The sequence below is a fragment of the Candidatus Hydrothermales bacterium genome (genome assembly GCA_039630235.1).
Classification (GTDB): Bacteria; Hydrothermota; Hydrothermia; order Hydrothermales; family JAJRUZ01; genus JBCNVI01.
This window is the reverse complement of the sequence record JBCNVI010000002.1, coordinates 44,829-66,729: the sequence shown is the minus strand read 5'-3', so window position 1 is coordinate 66,729 and position 21,901 is coordinate 44,829. Positions and strand designations below refer to the sequence as shown.

Sequence of the window (21,901 nt, the reverse complement as noted above, 5' to 3'; positions counted from 1 at the left end):
TTGACTACTTTCTACTTCTCCTTCTTTCTATCCTATTTAAACCCTCTGGAACTAGATACTTTCCCTCTCCCTTGATTAGTCCGTATACCCCTTCCTTAACGAACGAGTTTAGATTTTCCTCTTTTTCCTCGTTATTCCAGGAGTAGGAAACTATCATACCTTCATAATTTCGCAAAATAATTTTATTGTCAGAGAGTGATATGATGTAGTTTGGCATAATAGGGATTTTTCCTCCCCCGTGGGGTGCATCTACAACGTAGGTAGGTATTGCAAGTCCTGAAATATGTCCCTTTAAAGCTTCCATTATTTCTATTCCTTTATAAACTGAGGTTCTAAAGTGAGATACACCCTTTGTAGGGTCACAGTGGAAAAGATAATAGGGTCTTACCTTTATTCTTAGTAGACCTTTTAAAAGCTCTCTCATGATTTCCACGTTATCGTTTACTCCCTTTAAAAGAACAGTTTGGTTATTTACTGGTATACCGCACTTTAAAAGATTTAAAACTGCCTTTTTTGAAAGTTCTGTAATTTCATTTGGATGATTGAAGTGAGTGTTGAGCCACAGAAAATCATAACTTGAAAGAAGTTTTAAAAGTTCCTCATCAAAGAGTCTCATAGGAAGAGTTACAGGAACTCTTGAACCTATTCTGACTATTTGTATTGTAGGTACTTTACTTAGTTCATCAAGAATAAACTTTAACTTAAGGAGAGGTAGTGTCAATGGATCACCACCCGAAAGTATAATTTCGTTAATCTCGGGATGTTTACTTAAATAATCTGTTACTTTATTAAACTCATTATAGACCCTAACAGTTCCACCTTTTCCAAGTAATCTCTTTCGTGTACAATGTCTACAGTAAGTTGTGCAAAAGTTTGTGGTAATTAAAAGTGCCCTATCGGGATATCTATGGATAAGTCCAGGGGCAGCTTCATCTTCCTCTTCTTCAAGGGGATCCCTTACTCCCGTTTTATCTTTAATCTCAAGAATTGTGGGTATAGCTTGCTTTCTTATTGGATCATCTGGATTATCAGGGTCTATAAGTGAAAGGTAGTAGGGTGAAATAAGAATAGGATAGCTTCTTGCAACTAATCTTATTTCTCTTTTTTCTTTTTCGCTTAGAAAGGGGAAGGCCTCAAAGAGCTTTTCGGGTGTTCTAATTAGATTTTTGATTTGCCATTTCCAATCGTAGAAAACTTCAGGGGGAATATCTCTATATAGGGGGTACCTCTGCCAAAAGTATTTCTCCTCAGTATCTACTGAGAGAGCCGCTAAAGGGGGAGGTTCTTCCCCCCTCAAAGTTTCCTTATTTTTTTCCTCCCTTTTTGTTTCCATGTTCCCCTTCTCAAAGTTATATTTTACTTAACAAAATTTTCAGTTAATAATAATAAAACAAAAAAAACAGTTTGTCAAGAGTCTGTGGAAAACTTTAAAATATTATATGTCTTTTGAAAAAGAAATTGGAGAGAAAATAAGAAAGTTAAGGAAGGCAGATGGAATTACTCTGAGTGAACTTGCCTTAAGATCTGGAATTACAAAGTCTGCACTTTCTCAAATTGAAAGAGGTAAAATAACTCCTACTATTTCAACTTTTAAAAACATACTTGATGCTTTAGGTCTAACTTTCTCTGAATTTTTTGAAAAAGAGGAAAAGGGTCTCCTATTTAAGTTTAGTAAACTAAACTATAAGTACATAGAGAAAGAGAACGTAAAAATATTGCTGTTAACACCCTTTGGAGGTAATAAGTCTTTTGATATATTAAAGGTTGAGATTCCTCCCTTTACTTCAACAAGACCTGAGACTCCTCATGAAGGAGAAGAAGGTGGATTTGTTTTGAAAGGTGCAGTTTTTTTTCAGTTAGGTAAAAGGAGATTAAAAGTGTTAAGAGGTGAAAGCTACTATTTTCATCCTGATAAGGTGCACTTTTTTGAAAATCGTTCAAAAAACAAATCTGCTCTTCTTATACATATAGTTTCTCCTCCAAACATTGATATATTCTGATAACTTATCTTGTTAAAAATTTTGACAGAAGATACTTTACGATAAAAAGCATTGCCTTTTTTGTTGGTATAATTTTTCCTACATTGAATTTAGGTAAGTAAAGAGCAATAAGAAATCTGAAAAGAGAGGAGAGAAAAAAGGAAAATTTAATTCCCAATTCTTCGCTTTTAAAACACTTCACAAAGAGGCCTCCAATGTTATTTCCTATGAAACTTCCCGTTCCTCCAATAGTGAGAAAGACGATTTGGTATATTGGGTTTTTAATAAGCATCAAATTAATGTAGGAGTGAGCAAGATTTATTCCTGACCAGCCAAAGGTACTTAAAAAGCCGTCAAGGTATATAAAGTACCACATCCAAGGAGGTCTTATTATCCAAATTAATGGAATAGTTGTGATGAAAAATAGATTTATTTTTAAGGTAGCTCGTGGAGAAATTTTTTCTATGAACTTGCCCCAAAAGGGCTGGAAAATTGCACTTCCAAGTCCCATAGATACAGTCCATAGGGCTATCTCAAAATTCCTTAACTTCATATACTTGACTGCATAGTAACCAAACATGGGGGCTGTTACATTTATTAAAACGTTGAAAATAAAAATGTAGGTAATGAATACTTTAAAATCCCTGTCAGTTATTATTTCTTTTAAATAGGTTTTTAAATTGAACTTTTCTTCTATCTTAATTTCATCCTGAAAAAAGTACAGAATTAAAGAGAGGATTGAAAGTAAAAAAAGGATAAGAAAAAGAGATTTAAAGCCCACTTTTTCAAAAATTAAACCAACAATAAAAAATGAGACTGATTGAAAAAGTGTTATAACGCCTAGTCTTGTTCCGAGGTATTCGCCCCTTCCATGTTCGACTTTTTTCAAAATATTTGCAAACCAAAAACTCCAAGCTGTAGAAGAAACGTTTAAAAAAATCCCTGAAATAAATATTATTAAAAAAAGAATTTTTACATTCCAGAAAATTTCAAAGAGAAAAATGCCCCATATACCCCTTGATATAAAACCTGTTACTCCAGCAATGATCATAGGTCTTTTTAAAATCGAAAGAAAGAAAATTGAAATAAAAGTAAAAATAAAGGAGATATTAAAAAGAGAACTCATAAAAGCAACTTCATGAGCTAAAGCACCTATTTTTACAGCAAAGGCAGTTATAAAAACACCATTAGATATTCCAAAATGAATACCAGATACAACTCCTTCAACAAGAGAAATATTTAAATTTTTCCTTACATTCATCTAAATTAATTTTTTATTGAATTGGAATTTTAAATGAAAATTTTAACTGATCTGTGCTATAATTACAACCTAAATTAATAAGGAGAATCTCAATGAAAAAATTAATTCTTCTCTTAGGTGCTCTTACAATTTACGCTCACCACTCTAAAGAATACATAGCAGTAGAGTCTTACAATACCTGTGCAAAAAATGAAAAAATCTTTCATCTGATATACGATTACTACGTCGAAAATAGAGACAGCTCAGATTATGACCATTGGGAACTCACTCCTGGCCTTTCCTATGGGATAACAGACCATATAATGTTTGGAGTTCATACACACTTTGCAAAATTCGGAAAAGCTTATGTGAAAGATAGAGCCGAACTTTCACCTATGATTGAGGCAGCCAACTTTTCTCTCCAGATAAGATTCAAAAGTTTCGGACTCTTAAATTTAGCTCTTCTTTTTTCCTACGAGGTTCCATTTTACAGAAGTAGATTATATCTTGACAGTAAAGAAGTCTTTGAGGGAGAGATAATACTAAGTAAAAACTTTCTAACTCACTCAAATATATCAGTTAATTTTTCTTTTGCCAGGGAGGGAGATGAACTTATAAGAGAGTGGGCCTTAGGAATCAAAAATCCACTTTCTGCTGATCCCCATGGTATTGCTGGTGGAATTGAAATCCTCGGAGACTACGAGGGAGCCCTATTTTTCCTACCAGCCCTCTATTTCCCCATTGAACGTTCTATAATAAAAACAGGTATTGGATTTGGAAATAAAAACACAACTCATCTTAGAGCTAATGTCTCTTTAATGTATATATTCTAAGTATATATTCTAAACCCCTGTGCTAAAAATGAGAGGAGTAAGCCTTATTTTAGTAACTCTTGGTCTTTTATATTCTCATGACTTTTGGATTGAAATTTCAAATCCTTATCCTAAGGAAAACGAGAAGATAGAGTTATTTATAAAGGGGGGACATAAATTATTTGAGTCAGAGATAGCGCCAAGAGAAAACCTTATTAAAGAATTTAAGGTAATAAAACCATCCGGCGAAGAGGTTAAACTTGAGTACAAAAGAGAAAAAAATTATATAGTCTCTGAGTTTACACCCTCGGAAAAGGGAACCTATCTTGTTTTTTTTACCCTTTCAAAAGGTGAAGAGGTTCTTTACATAGGTAAAAGTTACTTTTACTTAGAGAAAATTACCGAGTTTAAGAATTTAGGATACGACTTTGAAATTAAGTTGGAAAACTTTGACTTTAAGGAAGGAGAGATTAAATTTTCACCATCTAACTATGAATTCTTAAACGAAAAGGGAAAGGGTCGGTTCAAAAACCTTTATAAGTCTAAAAAGGGACTCAATTTAATAATAAAAAGAGAAAAAGATAGAGTATGCACGTTAACTTTCTACTCGCGATAAGTATCTTTTCACATGGAGTTAGTTTTGAGTTTTTTAAGGGAGCAAGTGGTATAAGATTTTTTTACGAGGATAGAACGCCTCTATCCTTTGCAGAATATAAAATTTATTCTCCGGATGGAAAAATATTCTCACAAGGGATGCTTGACAGGGAAGGAAGGGCACTATTTTTACCAAACGAAAAGGGAAAATGGAAAATAGAGGTGGATGATGGTATGGGGCATGGGATAGTCAAAGAAATCGTGGTCGAAAATTTAGAGGAGTTAATTTTTCTGAAAAGTAAAGCTACGTTTGAATCAAGACTAATCCTAGGTCTTGGAATTATACTTATGTTTTCTGGATCTATATTTTATATTCTTGCCTATAGAAAACTGAAGAATGCACATTCCTGATGGTTTTTTAGATGCAAAGACACTTGCTGTTACGAGTGCAGTTTCCTATTTAACTTTTTTTTATTCTGGAAAAAAAATATTAAAAAAAATAGAGGCGGAAAAGGTACCCCTTTTAGGTCTTTCAGCGGCCTATGTTTTTTTATTAAGTAGCATAAGTTTTCCCTTACCCTTTGGAACTTCGGTTCACCTACAGGGAAGTTTCTTTATCTCTCTTATTCTTGGTCCATTTTCAGCATTTTTTATAAATTTTTTATCTCTATTACTTCAGGCTCTACTACTTTCTCACGGAGGAATCCTTACACTCGGTGCAAATGCACTAAACATTGCCTTTTTAGGTTGTATCTTAGGCTTTTACCTTTATAAATTTTTAACAAGAATTTTACTTAAATTTGAAAATGTTGTTATATTTTTTGTGGCACTCTTAACTATTCTCATTGGAAGTTTACTTGTAGCGTTAGAACTTCACTTTTCGGGGAAAATTTCTTTTCAAAAAAGTGCCTTTATAATTATCTTTTCTCATGCAATCTCTGGTTCGCTTGAAGGGATTTTTACAGTTTTTCTCTTTAATTTTATAAAAAAGTTAAAGCCTAAACTTTTAGAAATCGAAAAGATATGAAACACAAATTTATTGATCAATTTGCTTATGAAAAAGGTTTTTTGCAGAACCTTCCCGCTCGTATTAAACTTTTAGTCCTAATATTTTTACTTTCCATCTTGATTGCTTTTCCTCCTAATTTATATTTTTATCTTGTCATTTTTCTGATCCTATTAACCTTCCTTTTCATATCAAAGGTTCCTCCTCTTTATCTTTTAAAGAGAGTTATGTTAATCACGCCATTTTTGATGGTTATTTTTTTTCTCTCACTTTTGAGCAATAAAAGTTTAACACAATTTTTTTTTGCCATAGTAAGGTCAATACTTTCTGTTTTTAGTATAATTTTTTTTCTATCAGTTACTAAAATTGAGGAATTTATAAAACTTCTTGAAAGGGCCCCACACGGAAAATTGATTTCTCTTATTTTATCCTTTCTGTATCGCTACTTTTTTATACTGGAAGATGAGTTTTTAAGAATGAAAAGATCAATGGTTTCAAAGGGGAAAAGGCCTGACTTTAAAAGCTATCTTATACTATCTGGTTTTTTGTTCTTGAGATCTTATGAAAGATCGGAGAAAGTATTAAAGGCGATGATTTCAAGGGGATGGAGTATAGAAAAGTTAAGATAGAGACTATAAACTTGAGTTTTTCTTATGAAGAAAAGGAGGATGTGCTTAAAGATATAAACTTAAAGATTTTTGAAAATGAGAGGATAAGTATAATAGGAGAAAACGGGTCTGGTAAAACTACTTTACTTTTATGTATCTGTGGACTTTTAAAATTTAGGGGAAAAGTTTTAATTGATGGTGAAGATTTTAAGGAAAGTTTAAGAAGAAAGATTGGTTTTTTATTTGAAAATCCAGATGATTCACTTTTTATGCCAAGAGTTTACGATGATGTAGCTTTTGGTGCAAAGAATTACAAAATAAAGGGAAACTTAGATGAGATAGTTAGAAATTCCTTAAACAGGGTTGGGCTAAAAGATTTTGAAAATAAGGTATCCCATCATCTTTCATATGGTGAAAAAAAGAGGGTATCTCTTGCCAGTTTACTTTCTTATGAGCCTGAAATATTTCTTTTGGATGAGCCTACTCTTGGGCTTTCACCCTTAGCAAGGAGAAAGTTTATGAAGTTAATAAAGGATTTAAAAGGAACAATAGTGATTGCAACTCATGATGTAGATTTTGCAATTGAGATTTCTGATAGGATTTTGTTTTTAAAAAATGGTACTATAAAAAGGGAGTTTCAAAGAAGTTTCAGAAAAGACGAAATAATTAAACTTTTTGAGGAAGACTCATCTTAGTTTATAATATAAATAATTAGAAGTCCTTACAATAAAAGTTGTAAGTTTTGTTTAATATGAATAGCATTGATGTAAAAATAATATATGTTTTTGAGAAGTTAGTTAATCTCTACAAGTCTTTACTTTGGGATACTTCTAAGGACATAGATATTTCGCCACTTGGTATTCAAGTAATACTTTTTATTTCGGAAAATCAAAAGGAGAGAAGGTTACCTTCAATAATATCGGAGGAGCTTGGAGTTAAAAGGGCAACCTTATCAGATTCTCTTAGAGTTTTAATTGAAAAAAATATAATAGTTGAGGAAAAAGATCTAGGTGATAGAAGGTATAAATTTTTAAGTTTAACTGAAAAGGGGAGGGCTCTCTTAAGAAAAATTCTTCTACACTATCGAAAGGAAATTTTAAAAAGTTTAAAAAACTTAACAAAGGAAGAAAAAATAGAAATTTTTAAGATACTAATTAAAATAATTACTGAATTACAGGATAAGAGAATAATAAAAATTTCGCCTATGTGTATAAACTGCAAAAACTTTATAAAAGATGCGTTCCCAGACTCTGATAAAAAACATCTATGCAAATTAACAGGTAGAAAAATGAGAGAGCACGAGATAAAAGTTAAATGTAAGAGAGCTGTCTTAAACTAGATCTCCTTTTTTCCTCCTGAATTCTTTAAAAATACTTTCAATATCATCAATTTTCGCTATATCATTTACATCTTTATCACTTCTTATTCTTCTTATTCTTGCAAATCTTAGGGCATATCCACTTTCATAAAAAGGTGATCTAACTATTTCTGAAAAATCCACTTCCACAACAAGTTCAGGTTTAACAACTATACCATTTTCCTTTTCCTCTATTTTTTTGGTAAGTAAAATTTTTGTTATCTCTTCGAATTCACTATCTGATAGACCTTTAAAGGTTTTTCCAAGTGGTAAAAATTTTTTACCATCTCTACTAAGGCATCCAAGTAAAAAATCAGAAAGCCAGTTTTTTCTTCTTCCATGTCCCCACTCTGCCTCCAGAATAACAAGATCTAAAGTATATACCTTCTTTAATTTAAACCAGTAATTCTTTCTTGAACCTATAAAATAAGGGGAGTCTATCTTTTTTATCATTATACCCTCATTGCCTTCTTCTATACTTTGATGAAAGAATCTCTCAATCTCTTCTTTTTTATCAGTTTCAATTCTTTTGATCAAAAAATCTTCTGGCACTGTTTCTTTTAATATTTTCCATCTTTCGGAATTTTTATACTTAAAAAGCTGTTCACCATCTTTATAGACAATATCAAAAAAGATGGGTTTTATTGATGAGACCTTTTCCCTCTTTTTTCTTGCTACTATACTTATTATGTCCTGAAAGGGAATTATTCTGTTTTCCCTATCAAAAACAACGGCTTCGCCATCTAAAACAAAATCACCATTCCAATTTTTAATAATCTCCTTTATTTCTAAAAGATTCGTAGTTATATCTCTAAGATTCCTTGAAAAAATCCTAACATCGTTACCCTTTTTGTGAACCTGAATTCTTATTCCGTCAACCTTGTATTCCACTGCATAACTTCCCTTTGGAAGATCCTCCAGTGTATGTATGATTACACCTAACATAGATAAAAAGGGTTTAAATACTTGAAAAGAAAACTCTTTTAGGGTCTCAAACTCTAAGCTTAATAAATTATCTACCATATCTAGAAAATCTCCTCTTCTTAGTGAAATTTCGTCGATTTCTTCTTCTTTTATATTTAAAAATTTTGAGATTGCTTTCTTTAGTATCCCCTTTGAAACACCCTGTCTTACCTCTCCAATTATAAAGAGCAAAAAGAACTCTCTCTCAATTTGACTGAGTTTTCTAAAGAGATTGTAAACTATATTTAATTTTCTTCTCTGAGATCCAGCTCCCTTTATTTTACTTAACTCTTTTAAAATATTATCTATTTCCAAAAGTTCAACACTATCTTCTCCCTCTTTTAGAGAAAAAAAATTGCTGAGACTTTTTAAACCGAGCTGTAGTTTTCCATAGGGAGCCTTCCCTATCAAAAGTGATATTGCTATCTTAAATTCTTCTTTCTTTAATTTACTGAAAAAATCTAAAAGTAAGTTAATCTTTTCTTTTATACTAGAAATTTCGCTTAATCTTTTAGAAAGTATTACAACTTCTTTTAACTTCATCTATTGGTTTTTACTATGAAAGCGGATAAATTTTACTTTTAAAGTCTTATTCCTTCCTTTTCTTCTTTCTTTTCTAAATCAATTTTCATTTTTTCAAAAACTTTTTCATTAACGTATATTTTTACTTTTTCTCTGATAGCAAGGTTTATTGCGTCAGATGGTCTTGCATCAACGACTATCTTTCTATTTCCCTGTCTTAGATGAATACTTGCAAAATAAGTATCTTTTTCAAATTTATCTATAGTAACCTTTTCTACCTTGGCACCAAGTTTATAAATTATATTTTTCATTAAATCATAGGTAAGGGGTCTTTTTAGGTTAACCTTATTTAATGCCCTTATTATAGATAGGCCTTCATTTTCTCCTATTGATATGAAAAGTAAGGATTCAGAGTTTACTTTCCTTAAAACCAGGGTATAGCCACCTCCTCCCTGTGGAATTACCTCAAAAACCTCAACTTCCACAAATTTTACAAAAATAAAAAAATAGAGAAAGAATTTCATAGCTTACCTCCTTATTTAATTATAAAATTTTAAGGTGTTTTTTTAAAAATTCTGGTATTTTAAAGCAACCCTCATGGATATCTCTATTATAATATTTAGTTTCTTTTGGTATTCTTATTGGTTTTAGATTGCTCCTTTTTGTTTTAAAAACAAGAAAATAAAGCCAAAGACCCCCTGGATAAGTAGGCATCGGTGAGAGATAGGGAAAAACGCTCTTAAACTTCTTTTTCAGTATGTTATATAGTCTTTTTATAATTTTTAAATGAAATATAGGAGATTCAGCTTGAAGAGAAATTCCACCATTTCTTTTTAAGATTTTTTTCAAATTATCGTAGAATTCTTCGGTATAAAAAACTTTTGCAGGTCCTACTGGGTCAGAGGTGTCAAGAATTATGACATCAAATTTTTTCTTTGTTTTTTTAACAAAATCCCTTGCATCCTCAAAGATTAAATTGACTCTTTTATCTTTATAAGCCTTTTTAGCCCATGGAAAAAAGTCTCTGCAAGCTTTAAAGACCTCCTCATCGATTTCAACCTGAATAATCTTTTTTACCGGATGTTTAAGCACTTCTTTTAAAGCTCCTCCATCCCCACCCCCTATTATTAAAACTTCTGAGGGCTCTTTTATAGTTGAAAGCAAGGGATGAACTAAAGATTCATGGTAAAAGAACTCATCCTTTTCAGTTACCATAAAAAGTGAATCAATAGCAAGAACTTTACCCCAATCTAAACTCTCGAAGATTTCTACAAGTTGATATTTAGTTTTTTTTCTAAAGAGTACCTTTTGTATTTTTATTTTAAATTCAGTTCCTCTTGATTGTTTTTCAGAGAAGTACATATAAAATCTTAAGAAAAAGAAGGTTGAAAATTCCTCAAGAAATTAATTATTATTTATTAATAGCGCCGGGGTGGCGGAATTGGCAGACGCGCTTGGTTGAGGGCCAGGTGAGAGTAATCTCGTGCGGGTTCAAGTCCCGCCCCCGGCACTCCCCAATAACCGGTCCCAACCCTTTATAAGACACCCTACTCCCTTGAATAGTCACCCTAAAATAGTTATAATATAAATAATCAGAGACTTCTCCTTTAAGGAGGGTTGGCCGAACTGGCAAGGCGTCGGATTTGAAATCCGATATCCCGACTAAATCGGGATTGTGGGTTCGAGTCCCACACCCTCCGCCAAACTAAAACTAAATGATCGAAGTCATTAACCTTTATAAATACTACGGCGATGAACCTGCTATCCAAGGAATATCCTTCAACGTAGAAAAAGGCGAAATCCTGGGATTTTTAGGGCCAAACGGAGCAGGTAAAACAACAACCCTAAGAATAATAACAGGCTACCTATACCCAACAAAGGGAGAAGTAATCATCGACGGAAAAAAGTTACACGAAGACCCCCTATACTGCAAAAGAAAACTAGGATACCTCCCAGAAGATAACCCCCTTTACACCGATCTAACTCCAAGAGAGTACCTAAGCTTTTGCGCAGACGCAAGAGGCATAAAAGACAAAAAGAAAAGACTTGAAGAGGTAATGGAAAAAACCCAGATAAAAGAAGTATGGGAAAAGCCCATAGGAGAACTATCTAAAGGTTATAGACAAAGAGTAGGCATAGCACAAGCCCTGTTACATGACCCAGATGCCCTGATAATGGATGAACCTACCACAGGGCTCGATCCAGTACAAATCATTGAGATAAGAAATTTAATTAAGGAGCTATCTAAAGAAAAAACGATTCTCCTTTCAACCCACATTCTTCCAGAAGTAGAGATGCTCGCTTCAAGAGTTATTATAATTCACAAGGGAATAATAAGAGCTGAAGGAAAACCCTATGAGCTCTCAAGAAAATTTAAATCCAAAGAAATAAATTTTGTTTTAAAGGGAGACGAAAGAGAAATAAGAGAAAAAATTAGTAAGTTAGATTTTATTGCTTCCTATGAAATTGAAAGGAAAGAGGATGGTATTCACGGTAAATTTATTCCAAAGGATGATGGTGATGCTAAAGAAAAATTTGCCAAATTTGCTTACGAAAACAGATTCTTAATTTTAGAGCTCTATTCAAAATCTCTTGGACTTGAAGAAATTTTTGTTGAATTAACTAAGGAGGAAAAAAGTGAGAGGGATTAAAGCAATATTTGTAAAAGAATTCCTTACATATTTTAATTCAACTATAGGGTATCTTTGGCTTGTCGTATTCATCGGTCTTAATTTTTGGCTATTTTTTAGAGGTTTCTTCCTGATGCCTGAAGCAGATTTAAGACCAATGTTTTCAATGTTCCCTGTTCTTTTTATAATTTTTATTCCTGCTATAACTATGAGACTTTGGGCCGAAGAAAAAAAACTTGGAACTCTTGAGATCCTCTTTTCTTTGCCTCTAAGAACTGAAGAAATAATACTTGGAAAGTTTCTTGCAGCAGTCTCTTTTTTCGGAATATCTTTACTTTTAACACTCCCACTACCCATTGTTCTTTCCTTTTTAGGTAATTTAGACTGGGGTAGCGTTATTTCAGGATACATCGGTTCTTTTCTTTTAGGGTCAACTTTGATTTCACTTGGGATGTTTCTTTCTGGATTCACGAGGAACCAAATTGTAGCCTTTATTTTAGCTGCTTCACTCTCTTTTCTTTTATATATAATTGGCGAAGAAATTATCATATCTTTTCTTACGGGCTTTTGGGCAGAGCTTTTTTCAACCCTTTCTATTAAAACCCACTTTGAAAGTATCGCAAGAGGTGTAATTGATCTTAGAGATGTCATCTATTATCTTTCTTTTATAGTATTTTTTTTATACGCTAACTATTTACATCTGGAGGTAGCAAGATGAAAAAAAATAAATTATATTTGGCCTGTGGAGTCTTAGCACTCCTTAATATTTTTCTTTTAAACATATTTTTAAAAAACTTTGTTTATAGAATCGATCTCTCACAGAAAAAGATATATACTCTCCATCCCGTTTCCAAAGAAGTTTTAAGAAGTCTTAAGGACTACCTGAATATAGAAGTTTATATGTCAAGTAAACTTCCTGCTGAAATGAATCCACATAAACAGGATCTTTTTGATTTACTTGAAGAGTATAGAAACTACTCAAGAGGACTTTTAAAGTATGCTGTTTATTATCCTGATAAAAACAAGGATATAGAATTAAAGGTAAGAAGAATTGGTATACCAGAAATAACTTTCAATGTAGTTGAAAAGGATCAGGTTAAGGTTGTTAACGGTAACTTTGGACTTGCTATATTTTATAGGGACAAGAAAGAAATTATACCTGTTATTACCGAAACAGAGAACCTTGAGTACGATCTTACTTCAAAAATTCTTAAATTAATAGAGGCTGAAAATATAAAAACTGTTGGACTTTTATTTCTTGGTCAGAAACAGGAAAATTATTCATTAGTCAGAAGAGAGCTTGAAAAAATCTTTAATATTAGAATTTTGTCGCTTATAGGCAAAATTCCCGATGATGTAAGTGTTCTTTTAGTCTTTGGAAATAAAAAACTTACTCCAAAGGAACTTTATAACTTAGACCAATTTATAATAAGGGGCGGAAAAGTTATTTTCTTTTTGCAACCAGTTGAAATAGACTATGAAAAATTTATAGCTAAACCTCTTTTTGAAAAGGATCTTGAATTTCTAAAAAACTACGGTATTTACCTTAAACCAAATATTGTTAAAGATCCAACTATACCCTTTATTCCTATTATGACAGGACAGAGAATTGTCTATGTGCCCTATCACTACTTTGTAAAGATCATGCCAAAGGGCGTTAAACATCACTTTGCTCGCGACCTCACACAACTTGTACTGTTTTGGCCTTCTGCAATAGATACATTAGAAAATAAAGATAAGAAATTTAAATACACAACCAAATAATAACAAGTACTGATAGAGCATACAGGAAAGATGGTAACTTTTCCATTCATCCCTTCATTCAAGAGCCCCCACCTCTTCCAGGTGAGACAAAAAGACACCTTTTTGCTCTCTTAGTAAGAGCTAAATTTAAGTCAGTTTTTGGCTCTGACACTAATCTTTTTAAAAATTGGACAGATTTAACTCCAAGTGATACAGCTGGCTTTTTAAAGGAAGCAAAAGATGAAAACACTATAATCTTTGTAGGAAACTCCATGTTTCTTGAAGATAACTTTGTCACAATGTATAGAGACAATGGACTCTTTTTTATGAATATGGTAAACACCTTAACACTCGGTAAAGACCTAACTCAGATAAAGGCAAGAGAAATAAAGGAAAGACCAATAGCTCCCTTAAACGCTTTCCAAAAATTCCTGCTTCAAAACGGAATGACCTTTGGAATACCGATACTCGTTATTGTCTTCGGAATGATAAGGTTTTCTATTAGAAGGATGAAAAAGAGAAAATACATGGAGGAAAAAGTTGAAACAAAGGAGGAAAAAAATGATAGAAAAACATCTTAAATTCCTTGGTGTTACCTTCATAATTCTGCTTATATTGACAGTAATTACAGAAAGTCCAGCTTTTAAAAGGGGTAGGTTACCAAAAGAGATCGAGGTTTCAGGTGTGTTTAAAGAAGAAAACATAGCAAAAATTACTTTTAAAAGAGGAGAAGAAAAGCTTGAACTAAAGAAATTAGATGGAACCTGGGTGGTAATGGAGGAGAATCACCCAAGAACAGCTGATAAGGAAATGATCGTACGTTTAATTGAGAATTTAAGTTCACTTAAGGGTAAAGTTTATGGAAAAAGTGAATCCGAATATCCCTATTATAATGTTGATGATAAAAATGGGATTTTTCTTTCACTTTTTGACAAAGATAATAGAAAGATTTTTGAAATTATAGTTGGAAAACATGGGGCTGATTTTTCAACAAATTTTGTAAGATTTCCAGGAAAAAAGGAGGTCTTACTTGTTGAAAAGCCGATTCAATCGCATATATATAGCTTACATCCATCAAGTTGGAGAAATAGAAAAATTACTGAGTTTAAATATGAGGATGCTCAGAGAGTTGAGTACAGTGATAAAGAGCAGCGATTTATGCTATATAAAGAGGGTGAAAAATGGATAATAGATTCACCTGATTTAAACGCAGATCAGTCAAAAATTCAAAACTATGTAAGAATGCTAAGCTCAGTATTTTCACTTGGTTATATTGACACTTTAAATATAGAAGAGTATGGAGGCAAAGAACCGTTTCTATCTATCCTTGTTACTCTTAGAAATGGTGGAAAGCAGGGTTTTAAAGTTATAGAAAAAATAGACAACGATAGATATTTAGTAAAGAAGGAAGGCGATAACTATACCCTTTATACCCTTTCTACACATTTTGTAGAAGTTTCATTAAAAAAAGATAAAAATTGGTTTTTATTAGAGGAGGTGAAAAAGCAGGAATAGGCTATAATTAATAGGTTTTCAAAAGTTAAAAGATGAGTAAATTTTTTGATGTGATAGTTATAGGTGGGGGGCATGCAGGGTGTGAGGCAGCTCTTGCTGCCTCAAGAATAGGAGCAAAGACTCTCCTTATTACTTTAAGAAAAGACAAGATAGCACAGATGTCATGTAATCCTTCAATTGGCGGAGTTGGAAAAGCACAACTTGTTAAAGAACTTGATGCATTAGGGGGTGAAATGGGACTTGCCATAGATGATACGGGAACTCAATTTAGAACCCTAAACACAAAAAAAGGGCCAGCAATGCATTCCCTAAGAGCAATAGCAGATAGAGAAGCCTATAAAAAAAGGATGCAAGAGGCAATTTTCAATCAAAAGAATCTTTCTGTTGTAGAGGATGAAGTGAAAGCCCTAATAGTTGAAGAAAAAGATAAAAGAAAAATATATAGGGGTGTTCTAACAATAAAGGGAGAAGAGTTTTATTCAAAGTCGTGTGTTTTAACAACAGGTACGTTTTTGAGGGGGCTTATACATATTGGAAAGAAAAAAATAAAGGCAGGTAGGATGGGAGAAGATCCATCTTATGAACTTTCCGAATCTTTAAGAATTTTGGGATTTAAAATGGGTAGGTTAAAAACAGGAACATCTCCAAGAATAGATATAAGAACAATAGATTTCAGTTTAGCTCAGGAGCAAAGGGGAGATGAACCGCCCCGGGGTTTTTCGTTTAGACATACCTATTTAAATATTTCACAGATTCCCGCATGGATCACTTACACAAATGAGGAGACCCATAAAATCGTTAGGGAAAATTTAGATGAGTGTCCACTTTTTACAGGAGAAATAATAGGAATAGGACCAAGGTATTGTCCTTCGCTTGAGCTCAAGGTAGTAAATTTTCCTCATAAGGATAGGCATCAGCTTTTTCTTGAAATTGACGGAAGAGACTCAGAAATAGTTTATATAAGTGGTCTTTCTACGTCATTTTCAGAGGAGATTCAATATAAGATTTTAAAGACTATACCGCCTCTTAGAAATTCTAAAATTGTTGTTCCAGGTTATGCTATAGAGTATGACTTTGTAAATCCCTTAGAACTTGAACCATGGCTTGAGACAAAAAAGGTAAAGGGTCTTTTTTTGGCTGGTCAGATAAATGGAACTACGGGCTATGAGGAGGCTGCTGCTCAGGGAATTGTGGCTGGAATAAACGCAACATTGTACCTAGATAAGAGAGATCCCTTTGTAATAAAAAGAAGTGAGGGTTATATCGGTGTTATGATAGATGATCTTGTTACAAAAGGGGTTGATGAGCCTTATAGAATGTTCACTTCAAGAGTTGAGTACAGAATAACTTTAAGGCAAGATACGGCAGAGGAGAGGATGCTTCCTTATGGGTATAAGTTTGGACTTATAAGTCAAAAAGAATTTATGGAGTTTCAGGAAGAAAGAAAATTATTCAATGAGATAATTGAAAAGTTAAGAAACACACGAATAAAAAGAAAGGAGGCACAAAAATTAACCTCTCTCAGTGAGTTGCCTGAGTCAATCACACTTTTTGAACTTATAAAGAAAGATAGAAATGTATATAACGTTTTAGAAGAAAAGGGGGTAATAAAAAAAGTTAAAGAAAAAATAAAAGAGAGAATTTTAAGTGAGATTCACTATGATGGTTATATTGAAAAGGAATTAAGGGAGGCAAGTAGGGTAAATAAGATAGAGTTAAGAGAGATACCTGATGAAGATAGACTTCTGGGAGGTGCCCAATGTTTCTTATGAGGCAAAGGAAAAGTGGAGTAAGGTAAGACCGAAAACTTTTGCTCAAGCTATGAGGATTCCTGGGATAAGGATTACCGATGTGCTTTCTCTTTATTATTACTTAAGAGAGTCAAGAAAAGAAATTTAGGGGTGCCAACTTATTTTAATTTCAATACAGTCGTCACCTTTAGCTATACTTTTTATTATTTGACTTTTTAAATTTTTTAGGCTTTTTATTTCAAAGATCGCATAGAGACCACCTTCTATTCTTTTCTCAAATTTAAGATCTTTAAAAGGAAAATCGTTTATAGAGAAAATTGCCACTCCTTTTTCTAGATCAAGTTCTTTAACTTTGATGTTTCCGAAATTATAATAAAATTTAAAGCCAAAATTGATGACGTTATTTATAAAACTTTTAAAATCTAGGGAATCTCCAATAATTTTGAAGGGACCTTCATAGGCTCTTTTAACCGAAAATTCACCAATTCTAAACATAAGTTCATCTATGTTTTCTTTATAAATCTTACATAAGCAGTCTATGCTTTCAAAATAATCTTTAATGGGGTAGTATTCATCTTCTAAGATTTCTTGGGAAAAAAATTTCATCAAATTTGTTGGGAGATTATTTAAAAATTCTTTATATGTCTTTTCGCCCAATTTTTCGATAATAAAAAATTTTAGGGAATTGAAAGCAAAACCTCTTATTTTAAAATCTTCGTTTAAATTCACTAAATTATTTGAGATTAAAAAGTGCCCCCGGCGTGACTCGAACACGCGACCTGCAGTTTAGGAAACTGCCGCTCTATCCACCTGAGCTACGGGGGCCTTTTTAATTTATTTTAAAAAAAACTCAGAATTTTTGCAATTCTTAGCAGTATCATACGGTGAACCTATATGGGGCACCCTTAAAGAAAACGCTGAAAAATACGGCGTGAAAAACTTAAATAGCTTAATAGAAGAGCTCAATGAAATTATTAGAGAAGGACCTAAATTAAGTATTACTCCTAAAGATTCTACCCTCTAAAATTGTGCCAGCTTGTGTCTCCCTAACGTTTTCTATAAGTACATCAACCTTTTTCCCTAAAAATTCAGCCCCATCCTTTACAATACAAGGTGTATCATCTTCAAGAAATCCTATAGCCTCATCAAAATACTTGCCCTTTCTTGAAATCTCAAGTTTTATTACTTCTCCCTTTTTTAACTTAGGCTTAAATAATTTTGCAATGCTATGAAAATAAACAAAATCTAATCCCTTTTCTTCAAAACTCTCCTTAAGTTCCTTGTTAGATAAAATACACTTTACTCCTTTTTTTCTTTGAGTATAATTTTCAAAGCTAACATTTACAATTTTTAAAAACTTTTCTTTTTTCTTTTTTTCAAGACTCTTTAAATAAAAAATAAATTTTTCTCTTAATTCTTCGTCACTTATGGATCTTACAAATTCCTTAAATCTTTCATAATCAAATTTCGATACAATTACTTTAAAGCAAAAAATATCTGTGGAAAAAAGTTCAAGAAATCTATGATCTTTTAGTGTATCAAAATCAATTAAATACGAGGGAATTTTTTCCTTTTTTCTAAAAACAAGATAAATTAAAAAAATATTCAAAATAACAAGAAATATAATTATGGCATAGTTTAAACTAAAAAAAATATGGTAAATCATTTTAGGGATTAAAAAATTCCTCTGAAACCTCCCTTAAGTTTCTTACCTTTATAAGATCACCATCAGAATTTTCAAAAAGGGGAACAACTCCAATTTTAAAGCCAATCTTTTTTGCCTCCTGTACCCTCCTTTTATAATTTTTTACATTCCTTATCTCACCTGCAAGCCCTATCTCGCCAAAACTAAAAAGCTTTTCCGGAAGCTCGATGCCCTTAAAAGACGAAATAATTGCAAGGGCAAGCGGAAGATCTCCTGCTGTCTCTGTAATTTTTATTCCCCCTATAACATTTACATAAACATCATATTGATATAAAGGCAACTTAAGATACTTTTCTATCACCGTCAAAATCATAGAAAGTCTCCTTATATCATAGCCTTGCGATTCTCTCTTAGGAACAGGGAAAAAAGTTTTTGAAACAAGTGCTTGAATCTGAACCATTATAACCCTTTTACCCTCCATCATAGGAAAATAGGCTATACCCTCTGATTTTATGTCTGATAGAAAAAGACCAGATGGATCTCTAACCTCTACAAGACCTTCCTCTCTCATCTCGAAAATTCCAATTTCCTCTGTTGAACCAAACCTATTTTTAAATGGTCTTAATATTCTCAGACCCTCCTTTCTTTCTCCTTCAAGATACAAGACACAATCGACCATATGTTCTAAAGTTTTTGGTCCAGCTATCTCTCCAGTTTTTGTAACATGACCTATTAGAAAAACTGCTATGTTTTCTTTCTTTGAGATTTTTAGAAAAAAAGAACCTACATCTCTTACCTGGGAGACACTACCAGGCGAGCTGGGATTTGAGGGATTAAACACCGTTTGAATTGAATCAACTACCACAATATGAGGCTTTAATTCTTTTATTTCTTCCTCTATTGAATCAGTATCTAAACTTTGAGAGATCCATATATTTTCACCCTTTACCTTTATTCTCTCGGCTTTCATTTTTATCTGTTCTTTAGATTCCTCAGCTGATATGAAAAGAACTTTTTTACCCTCTTCTGAAATTTTATCAGCAATTTTAAGTAAAAGAGTGGTTTTTCCTATCCCCGGATCACCTCCAATTAGGTAAAGTCCACCTTCTACTATTCCTCCTCCCAAGACCCTATCAACTTCCTCTATTTTAGTTTCAATGTAATTTTTTGTTTTAATTTCAATCTCATCAAACCTATAAACTTTTGATTTTGTAATTTCTTTTAAATTTTTAATTTTTACTTCTCTAAAGGTATCCCATGAATCACAGGAAGGGCATTTTCCAAGCCACTTTGGAGATTCATATGAGCAGTTCTCACATATGTAAACTACCTTTTCACCCTTCATCAATTTAAAATTTAAAAAATCGAAAATTTAAAATACCTTCTTGGATCCTTCTTTATATCTTTTATAAGATCCCTAACTTCTGTCAAGAGTGAGTCAACTTTTTTGTAGGTTGAATCATCAGTTAAAAATTTCTTTAAAGTTCCGTTACTTTCCTCAACCTTTTTAAGTAGCGAATCTACCCTTGTCACAAGTAAATAAACATGTGAAACTTTTTCTATTAGAGCATTAACATTTTCACCAGTTTTTTTCCAGGTCAAAAGAAATTCTGAAAGTTCCTTTGATGTATTTTTAAGCTCAGTTAAAAGCTCTTCTCCAACTACTTTATATGTTAAAACTAAGGCCTTTACTTCTTTTAGTAGTAAATTAAGTGAATCAATAATTTTTTCACCGGCAGCTAAAAGGTTACCAAGATCCCATCCAGTTTGACCCTTTATACGAGTAAAGGGAGGGATTTCTTTTCCACTTCCCTGTTTAATTACGAGTCTTTTTCTACCGAGAAATCCCTGGTTTTCAACGATTATCTTTGCCCCCTCCCTTAATTTAACACCATCAACGAAAAATCTTATAATGACCTTATCTTTCTCAATCCAAAGCTTTTCAACTCTACCTAGGTTAACACCTAAAACTGTAACTAAGTCTCCTCTTTCAAGCCATGAAGCATCAGGAACTTCAGCTTCATAGTAGTATCTATTCTTTGCGATTTTAAACTCAGTAAAGAAAACATAGATAAAAACTAATACAAATAGTGAAAAGAGTACAAAAAGCCCCGAAAGTAGCTTTCTTTTATCCATTTGAATTTTAGATTATAAGGTTTTTAAAATTAAAAATGAAAGAAATTCCCCCTTTTATTTTAACGAGAGTAGAGGATGTTATAAATTGGGGGAGGAAGTATAGCCTTTGGCCTTTAACTTTTGGTCTTGCCTGTTGCGCAATTGAGATGATGGCTACTACTGATCCTATTTTTGACATATCAAGATTCGGAGCCGAGGTTTTCAGACCATCGCCAAGGCAGGCAGACTTGCTTATAATAGCAGGTACGGTTACGTTAAAGATTGTACCGGTAATAAAAAGACTATATGAGCAGATGCCAGAGCCAAAATGGGTTATATCAATGGGAATCTGTGCTTCAACAGGAGGTCCCTATTATAGAAGTTATTCAGTACTAAAGGGAGTAGATAACATAATTCCTGTAGATGTATACGTGCCTGGCTGTCCACCAAGACCAGAGGCTCTTTTGTACGCTGTACAAAAACTTCAAGAAAAAATAACTAAGAAAACTTGAGCGAGCTTATTAATTTAATTCAAGCAAAGTTTAAAGAAGAGAAGATAGATGTAAAAATAGAATTGAAAGATATTGTTACTTTAAAGGTCAAAAAGGAAGACATTATAAATGTTCTTAATAAGTTAAAAAACAGTGAAGAACTTCTATTTGATTATCTAGTCGACATAACAGCTTGTGACTACATAAGTAGGGGATATTTTGAGGTTATTTATACTCTTTTATCTTTAGCTAGAAATGAAAGAATTAGGGTAAAGACTACCGTAGAGAGAGAAAAGCCGGAGTTAGAATCGATAACCTCAATCTATAAGGGAGCAAATTGGTTTGAAAGAGAAGTTTATGATCTTTTTGGAATTATTTTTAAAAATCACCCAAATTTGAAAAGGATACTTTTATGGGAGAAGTTCCCTGGTCATCCTTTAAGAAAAGATTTTCCCTTGGATAGGGAGATTTCGCCCCCTGAAATGGAGGATATTTATTAATGGAAGATTTAATAGAACTTAACATAGGTCCGCAACACCCAGCCACTCATGGAGTTATGCGTCTAAAGATTTATCTTGATGGCGAAAAAATTAAAAAAGCTGAAACATTCATAGGCTTTTTACATAGAGGTTCAGAGAAAATAATGGAGAATTTACCTTACCAAAAGGCTATGGTTTGGACTGATAGAATGGATTACACGGCTCCAATTTTACAAAATTGGGCATATGTTCTTGCGATTGAAAAACTTTTGAAAATAAGTGTTCCTGAAAGAGCAGAGTATATTAGGGTGATCTTGGGAGAACTTCAAAGAATTGCAGCTCATCTTGTGTGGCTTGGAACTCATTTACTTGACCTTGGTTTTATGACTATCTTCATGTATACCTTTGAATTAAGAGAAAAAATACTTGATCTTTTTGAAGAAATATCTGG

At 32.7% G+C, this 21,901-nt stretch carries 28 protein-coding genes and 3 tRNA genes; 20 read left to right on the top strand and 11 right to left on the bottom strand.

Annotated features, from left to right (window positions below; genetic code table 11):
• Positions 1-4: 4 nt before the first annotated feature.
• Entirely contained in the window at positions 5-1,333 is a 1,329-nt protein-coding gene (locus ABDH49_02835; GenBank protein ID MEN3045907.1) for a KamA family radical SAM protein, read from the bottom strand.
• A 106-nt stretch (positions 1,334-1,439) separates the two neighbouring features.
• On the opposite strand from ABDH49_02835, the gene ABDH49_02830 reads away from it, so the two are divergent.
• Positions 1,440-2,000 carry a helix-turn-helix domain-containing protein gene (locus ABDH49_02830; protein ID MEN3045906.1) on the top strand — a complete coding sequence of 187 codons (561 nt, stop codon included), beginning with the start codon at positions 1,440-1,442 and terminating at the stop codon, positions 1,998-2,000.
• Positions 2,001-2,004: 4 nt separating this feature from the next.
• Here ABDH49_02830 and ABDH49_02825 read toward each other — a convergent pair whose 3' ends face one another.
• A complete protein-coding gene (locus tag ABDH49_02825) occupies positions 2,005-3,240 on the bottom strand; it encodes an MFS transporter (GenBank protein ID MEN3045905.1) in 1,236 nt (411 codons plus the stop codon).
• A 92-nt stretch (positions 3,241-3,332) separates the two neighbouring features.
• Between ABDH49_02825 and ABDH49_02820 the strand changes: the two genes are divergently transcribed.
• From ABDH49_02820 to ABDH49_02790, 7 genes are read left to right on the top strand one after another with little or no spacing between them, the layout of a single operon-like run.
• Positions 3,333-4,052 (top strand): hypothetical protein, encoded by a 720-nt coding sequence (locus ABDH49_02820; protein ID MEN3045904.1) that lies wholly within the window; start codon positions 3,333-3,335, stop codon positions 4,050-4,052.
• Between the two features lie 28 nt (positions 4,053-4,080).
• Positions 4,081-4,647: a DUF4198 domain-containing protein gene (locus ABDH49_02815; GenBank protein ID MEN3045903.1), complete on the top strand. Its 567-nt coding sequence runs from the start codon at positions 4,081-4,083 to the stop codon at positions 4,645-4,647.
• Positions 4,620-5,036: a hypothetical protein gene (locus ABDH49_02810; protein MEN3045902.1), complete on the top strand. Its 417-nt coding sequence runs from the start codon at positions 4,620-4,622 to the stop codon at positions 5,034-5,036. Before ABDH49_02815 ends, ABDH49_02810 begins: the two co-directional genes overlap by 28 nt.
• Positions 5,023-5,652 carry an energy-coupling factor ABC transporter permease gene (locus ABDH49_02805; protein ID MEN3045901.1) on the top strand — a complete coding sequence of 210 codons (630 nt, stop codon included), beginning with the start codon at positions 5,023-5,025 and terminating at the stop codon, positions 5,650-5,652. The genes ABDH49_02810 and ABDH49_02805 overlap by 14 nt, the downstream gene beginning before the upstream one ends.
• The gene (locus ABDH49_02800; GenBank protein ID MEN3045900.1) at positions 5,649-6,260 is read left to right on the top strand and encodes a CbiQ family ECF transporter T component; all 612 of its coding nucleotides are present in this window, start codon (positions 5,649-5,651) and stop codon (positions 6,258-6,260) included. Before ABDH49_02805 ends, ABDH49_02800 begins: the two co-directional genes overlap by 4 nt.
• Positions 6,236-6,934: an ABC transporter ATP-binding protein gene (locus ABDH49_02795; GenBank protein ID MEN3045899.1), complete on the top strand. Its 699-nt coding sequence runs from the start codon at positions 6,236-6,238 to the stop codon at positions 6,932-6,934. The genes ABDH49_02800 and ABDH49_02795 overlap by 25 nt, the downstream gene beginning before the upstream one ends.
• A gap of 56 nt (positions 6,935-6,990) precedes the next feature.
• Positions 6,991-7,578, top strand: a complete 588-nt coding sequence (locus ABDH49_02790; GenBank protein MEN3045898.1) for a MarR family winged helix-turn-helix transcriptional regulator — start codon at positions 6,991-6,993, stop codon at positions 7,576-7,578.
• On the opposite strand, the gene ABDH49_02785 is transcribed toward ABDH49_02790, so the two are convergent.
• Genes ABDH49_02785 through speE form a run of 3 tightly spaced genes read right to left on the bottom strand, consistent with a single transcriptional unit; the run spans position 7,570 to position 10,443 of the window.
• Entirely contained in the window at positions 7,570-9,102 is a 1,533-nt protein-coding gene (locus tag ABDH49_02785) for an ATP-dependent DNA ligase (protein ID MEN3045897.1), read from the bottom strand. The genes ABDH49_02790 and ABDH49_02785 overlap by 9 nt on opposite strands.
• A gap of 38 nt (positions 9,103-9,140) precedes the next feature.
• Positions 9,141-9,605: a bifunctional nuclease family protein gene (locus tag ABDH49_02780; GenBank protein MEN3045896.1), complete on the bottom strand. Its 465-nt coding sequence runs from the start codon at positions 9,603-9,605 to the stop codon at positions 9,141-9,143.
• Between the two features lie 19 nt (positions 9,606-9,624).
• Positions 9,625-10,443 (bottom strand): polyamine aminopropyltransferase, encoded by an 819-nt coding sequence (gene speE, locus ABDH49_02775; GenBank protein ID MEN3045895.1) that lies wholly within the window; start codon positions 10,441-10,443, stop codon positions 9,625-9,627.
• Positions 10,444-10,507: 64 nt separating this feature from the next.
• Between speE and ABDH49_02770 the strand changes: the two genes are divergently transcribed.
• The 5 genes from ABDH49_02770 (at position 10,508) to ABDH49_02750 (ending at position 13,475) form a co-directional block, all read left to right on the top strand.
• A tRNA-Leu gene (locus ABDH49_02770) sits at positions 10,508-10,591 on the top strand.
• 101 nt (positions 10,592-10,692) lie between these two features.
• Positions 10,693-10,784: transfer RNA gene (locus tag ABDH49_02765), tRNA-Ser, on the top strand.
• 12 nt (positions 10,785-10,796) lie between these two features.
• Entirely contained in the window at positions 10,797-11,732 is a 936-nt protein-coding gene (locus ABDH49_02760) for an ATP-binding cassette domain-containing protein (protein MEN3045894.1), read from the top strand.
• Positions 11,719-12,429: an ABC transporter permease subunit gene (locus tag ABDH49_02755; protein MEN3045893.1), complete on the top strand. Its 711-nt coding sequence runs from the start codon at positions 11,719-11,721 to the stop codon at positions 12,427-12,429. The genes ABDH49_02760 and ABDH49_02755 overlap by 14 nt, the downstream gene beginning before the upstream one ends.
• Positions 12,426-13,475, top strand: a complete 1,050-nt coding sequence (locus tag ABDH49_02750; protein MEN3045892.1) for a GldG family protein — start codon at positions 12,426-12,428, stop codon at positions 13,473-13,475. The genes ABDH49_02755 and ABDH49_02750 overlap by 4 nt, the downstream gene beginning before the upstream one ends.
• 58 nt (positions 13,476-13,533) lie before the next feature.
• On the opposite strand, the gene ABDH49_02745 is transcribed toward ABDH49_02750, so the two are convergent.
• Entirely contained in the window at positions 13,534-13,728 is a 195-nt protein-coding gene (locus ABDH49_02745; protein ID MEN3045891.1) for a hypothetical protein, read from the bottom strand.
• On the opposite strand from ABDH49_02745, the gene ABDH49_02740 reads away from it, so the two are divergent.
• Genes ABDH49_02740 through ABDH49_02725 form a run of 4 tightly spaced genes read left to right on the top strand, consistent with a single transcriptional unit; the run spans position 13,727 to position 16,868 of the window.
• Positions 13,727-14,035, top strand: coding sequence for a hypothetical protein (locus ABDH49_02740; protein ID MEN3045890.1), 309 nt, complete (start codon positions 13,727-13,729; stop codon positions 14,033-14,035). The two genes, ABDH49_02745 and ABDH49_02740, sit on opposite strands and share 2 nt — an antisense overlap.
• Positions 14,016-14,969: a DUF4340 domain-containing protein gene (locus tag ABDH49_02735; GenBank protein ID MEN3045889.1), complete on the top strand. Its 954-nt coding sequence runs from the start codon at positions 14,016-14,018 to the stop codon at positions 14,967-14,969. The genes ABDH49_02740 and ABDH49_02735 overlap by 20 nt, the downstream gene beginning before the upstream one ends.
• Positions 14,970-15,001: 32 nt before the next feature.
• Entirely contained in the window at positions 15,002-16,741 is a 1,740-nt protein-coding gene (mnmG, locus tag ABDH49_02730; GenBank protein MEN3045888.1) for a tRNA uridine-5-carboxymethylaminomethyl(34) synthesis enzyme MnmG, read from the top strand.
• The gene (locus ABDH49_02725) at positions 16,701-16,868 is read left to right on the top strand and encodes a hypothetical protein (GenBank protein MEN3045887.1); all 168 of its coding nucleotides are present in this window, start codon (positions 16,701-16,703) and stop codon (positions 16,866-16,868) included. The genes mnmG and ABDH49_02725 overlap by 41 nt, the downstream gene beginning before the upstream one ends.
• Here ABDH49_02725 and ABDH49_02720 read toward each other — a convergent pair.
• The 5 genes from ABDH49_02720 to ABDH49_02700 all read right to left on the bottom strand — a co-directional run bounded on the left by ABDH49_02720 (position 16,865) and on the right by ABDH49_02700 (position 20,501).
• Positions 16,865-17,449, bottom strand: a complete 585-nt coding sequence (locus tag ABDH49_02720) for a heme NO-binding domain-containing protein (protein ID MEN3045886.1) — start codon at positions 17,447-17,449, stop codon at positions 16,865-16,867. The two genes, ABDH49_02725 and ABDH49_02720, sit on opposite strands and share 4 nt — an antisense overlap.
• A 22-nt stretch (positions 17,450-17,471) precedes the next feature.
• Positions 17,472-17,545 (bottom strand) — tRNA-Arg (locus ABDH49_02715).
• A 166-nt stretch (positions 17,546-17,711) separates the two neighbouring features.
• A complete protein-coding gene (locus ABDH49_02710) occupies positions 17,712-18,386 on the bottom strand; it encodes a TRAM domain-containing protein (GenBank protein MEN3045885.1) in 675 nt (224 codons plus the stop codon).
• A gap of 1 nt (position 18,387) precedes the next feature.
• Complete coding sequence (radA, locus tag ABDH49_02705; GenBank protein MEN3045884.1) at positions 18,388-19,710, bottom strand: DNA repair protein RadA; 1,323 nt, start codon at positions 19,708-19,710, stop codon at positions 18,388-18,390.
• Between the two features lie 11 nt (positions 19,711-19,721).
• On the bottom strand, positions 19,722-20,501 hold the full coding sequence (locus tag ABDH49_02700; protein ID MEN3045883.1) for an MlaD family protein: 780 nt from the start codon (positions 20,499-20,501) through the stop codon (positions 19,722-19,724).
• Between the two features lie 35 nt (positions 20,502-20,536).
• On the opposite strand from ABDH49_02700, the gene ABDH49_02695 reads away from it, so the two are divergent.
• From ABDH49_02695 to ABDH49_02685, 3 genes are all read left to right on the top strand, one after another.
• Entirely contained in the window at positions 20,537-20,992 is a 456-nt protein-coding gene (locus ABDH49_02695) for an NADH-quinone oxidoreductase subunit B family protein (GenBank protein MEN3045882.1), read from the top strand.
• Positions 20,989-21,471, top strand: a complete 483-nt coding sequence (locus ABDH49_02690; protein ID MEN3045881.1) for an NADH-quinone oxidoreductase subunit C — start codon at positions 20,989-20,991, stop codon at positions 21,469-21,471. Before ABDH49_02695 ends, ABDH49_02690 begins: the two co-directional genes overlap by 4 nt.
• Positions 21,471-21,901, top strand: a 431-nt coding sequence (locus ABDH49_02685; protein ID MEN3045880.1) for an NADH-quinone oxidoreductase subunit D, incomplete at its 3' end; no start/stop codon positions are given. The genes ABDH49_02690 and ABDH49_02685, both read left to right, overlap by 1 nt.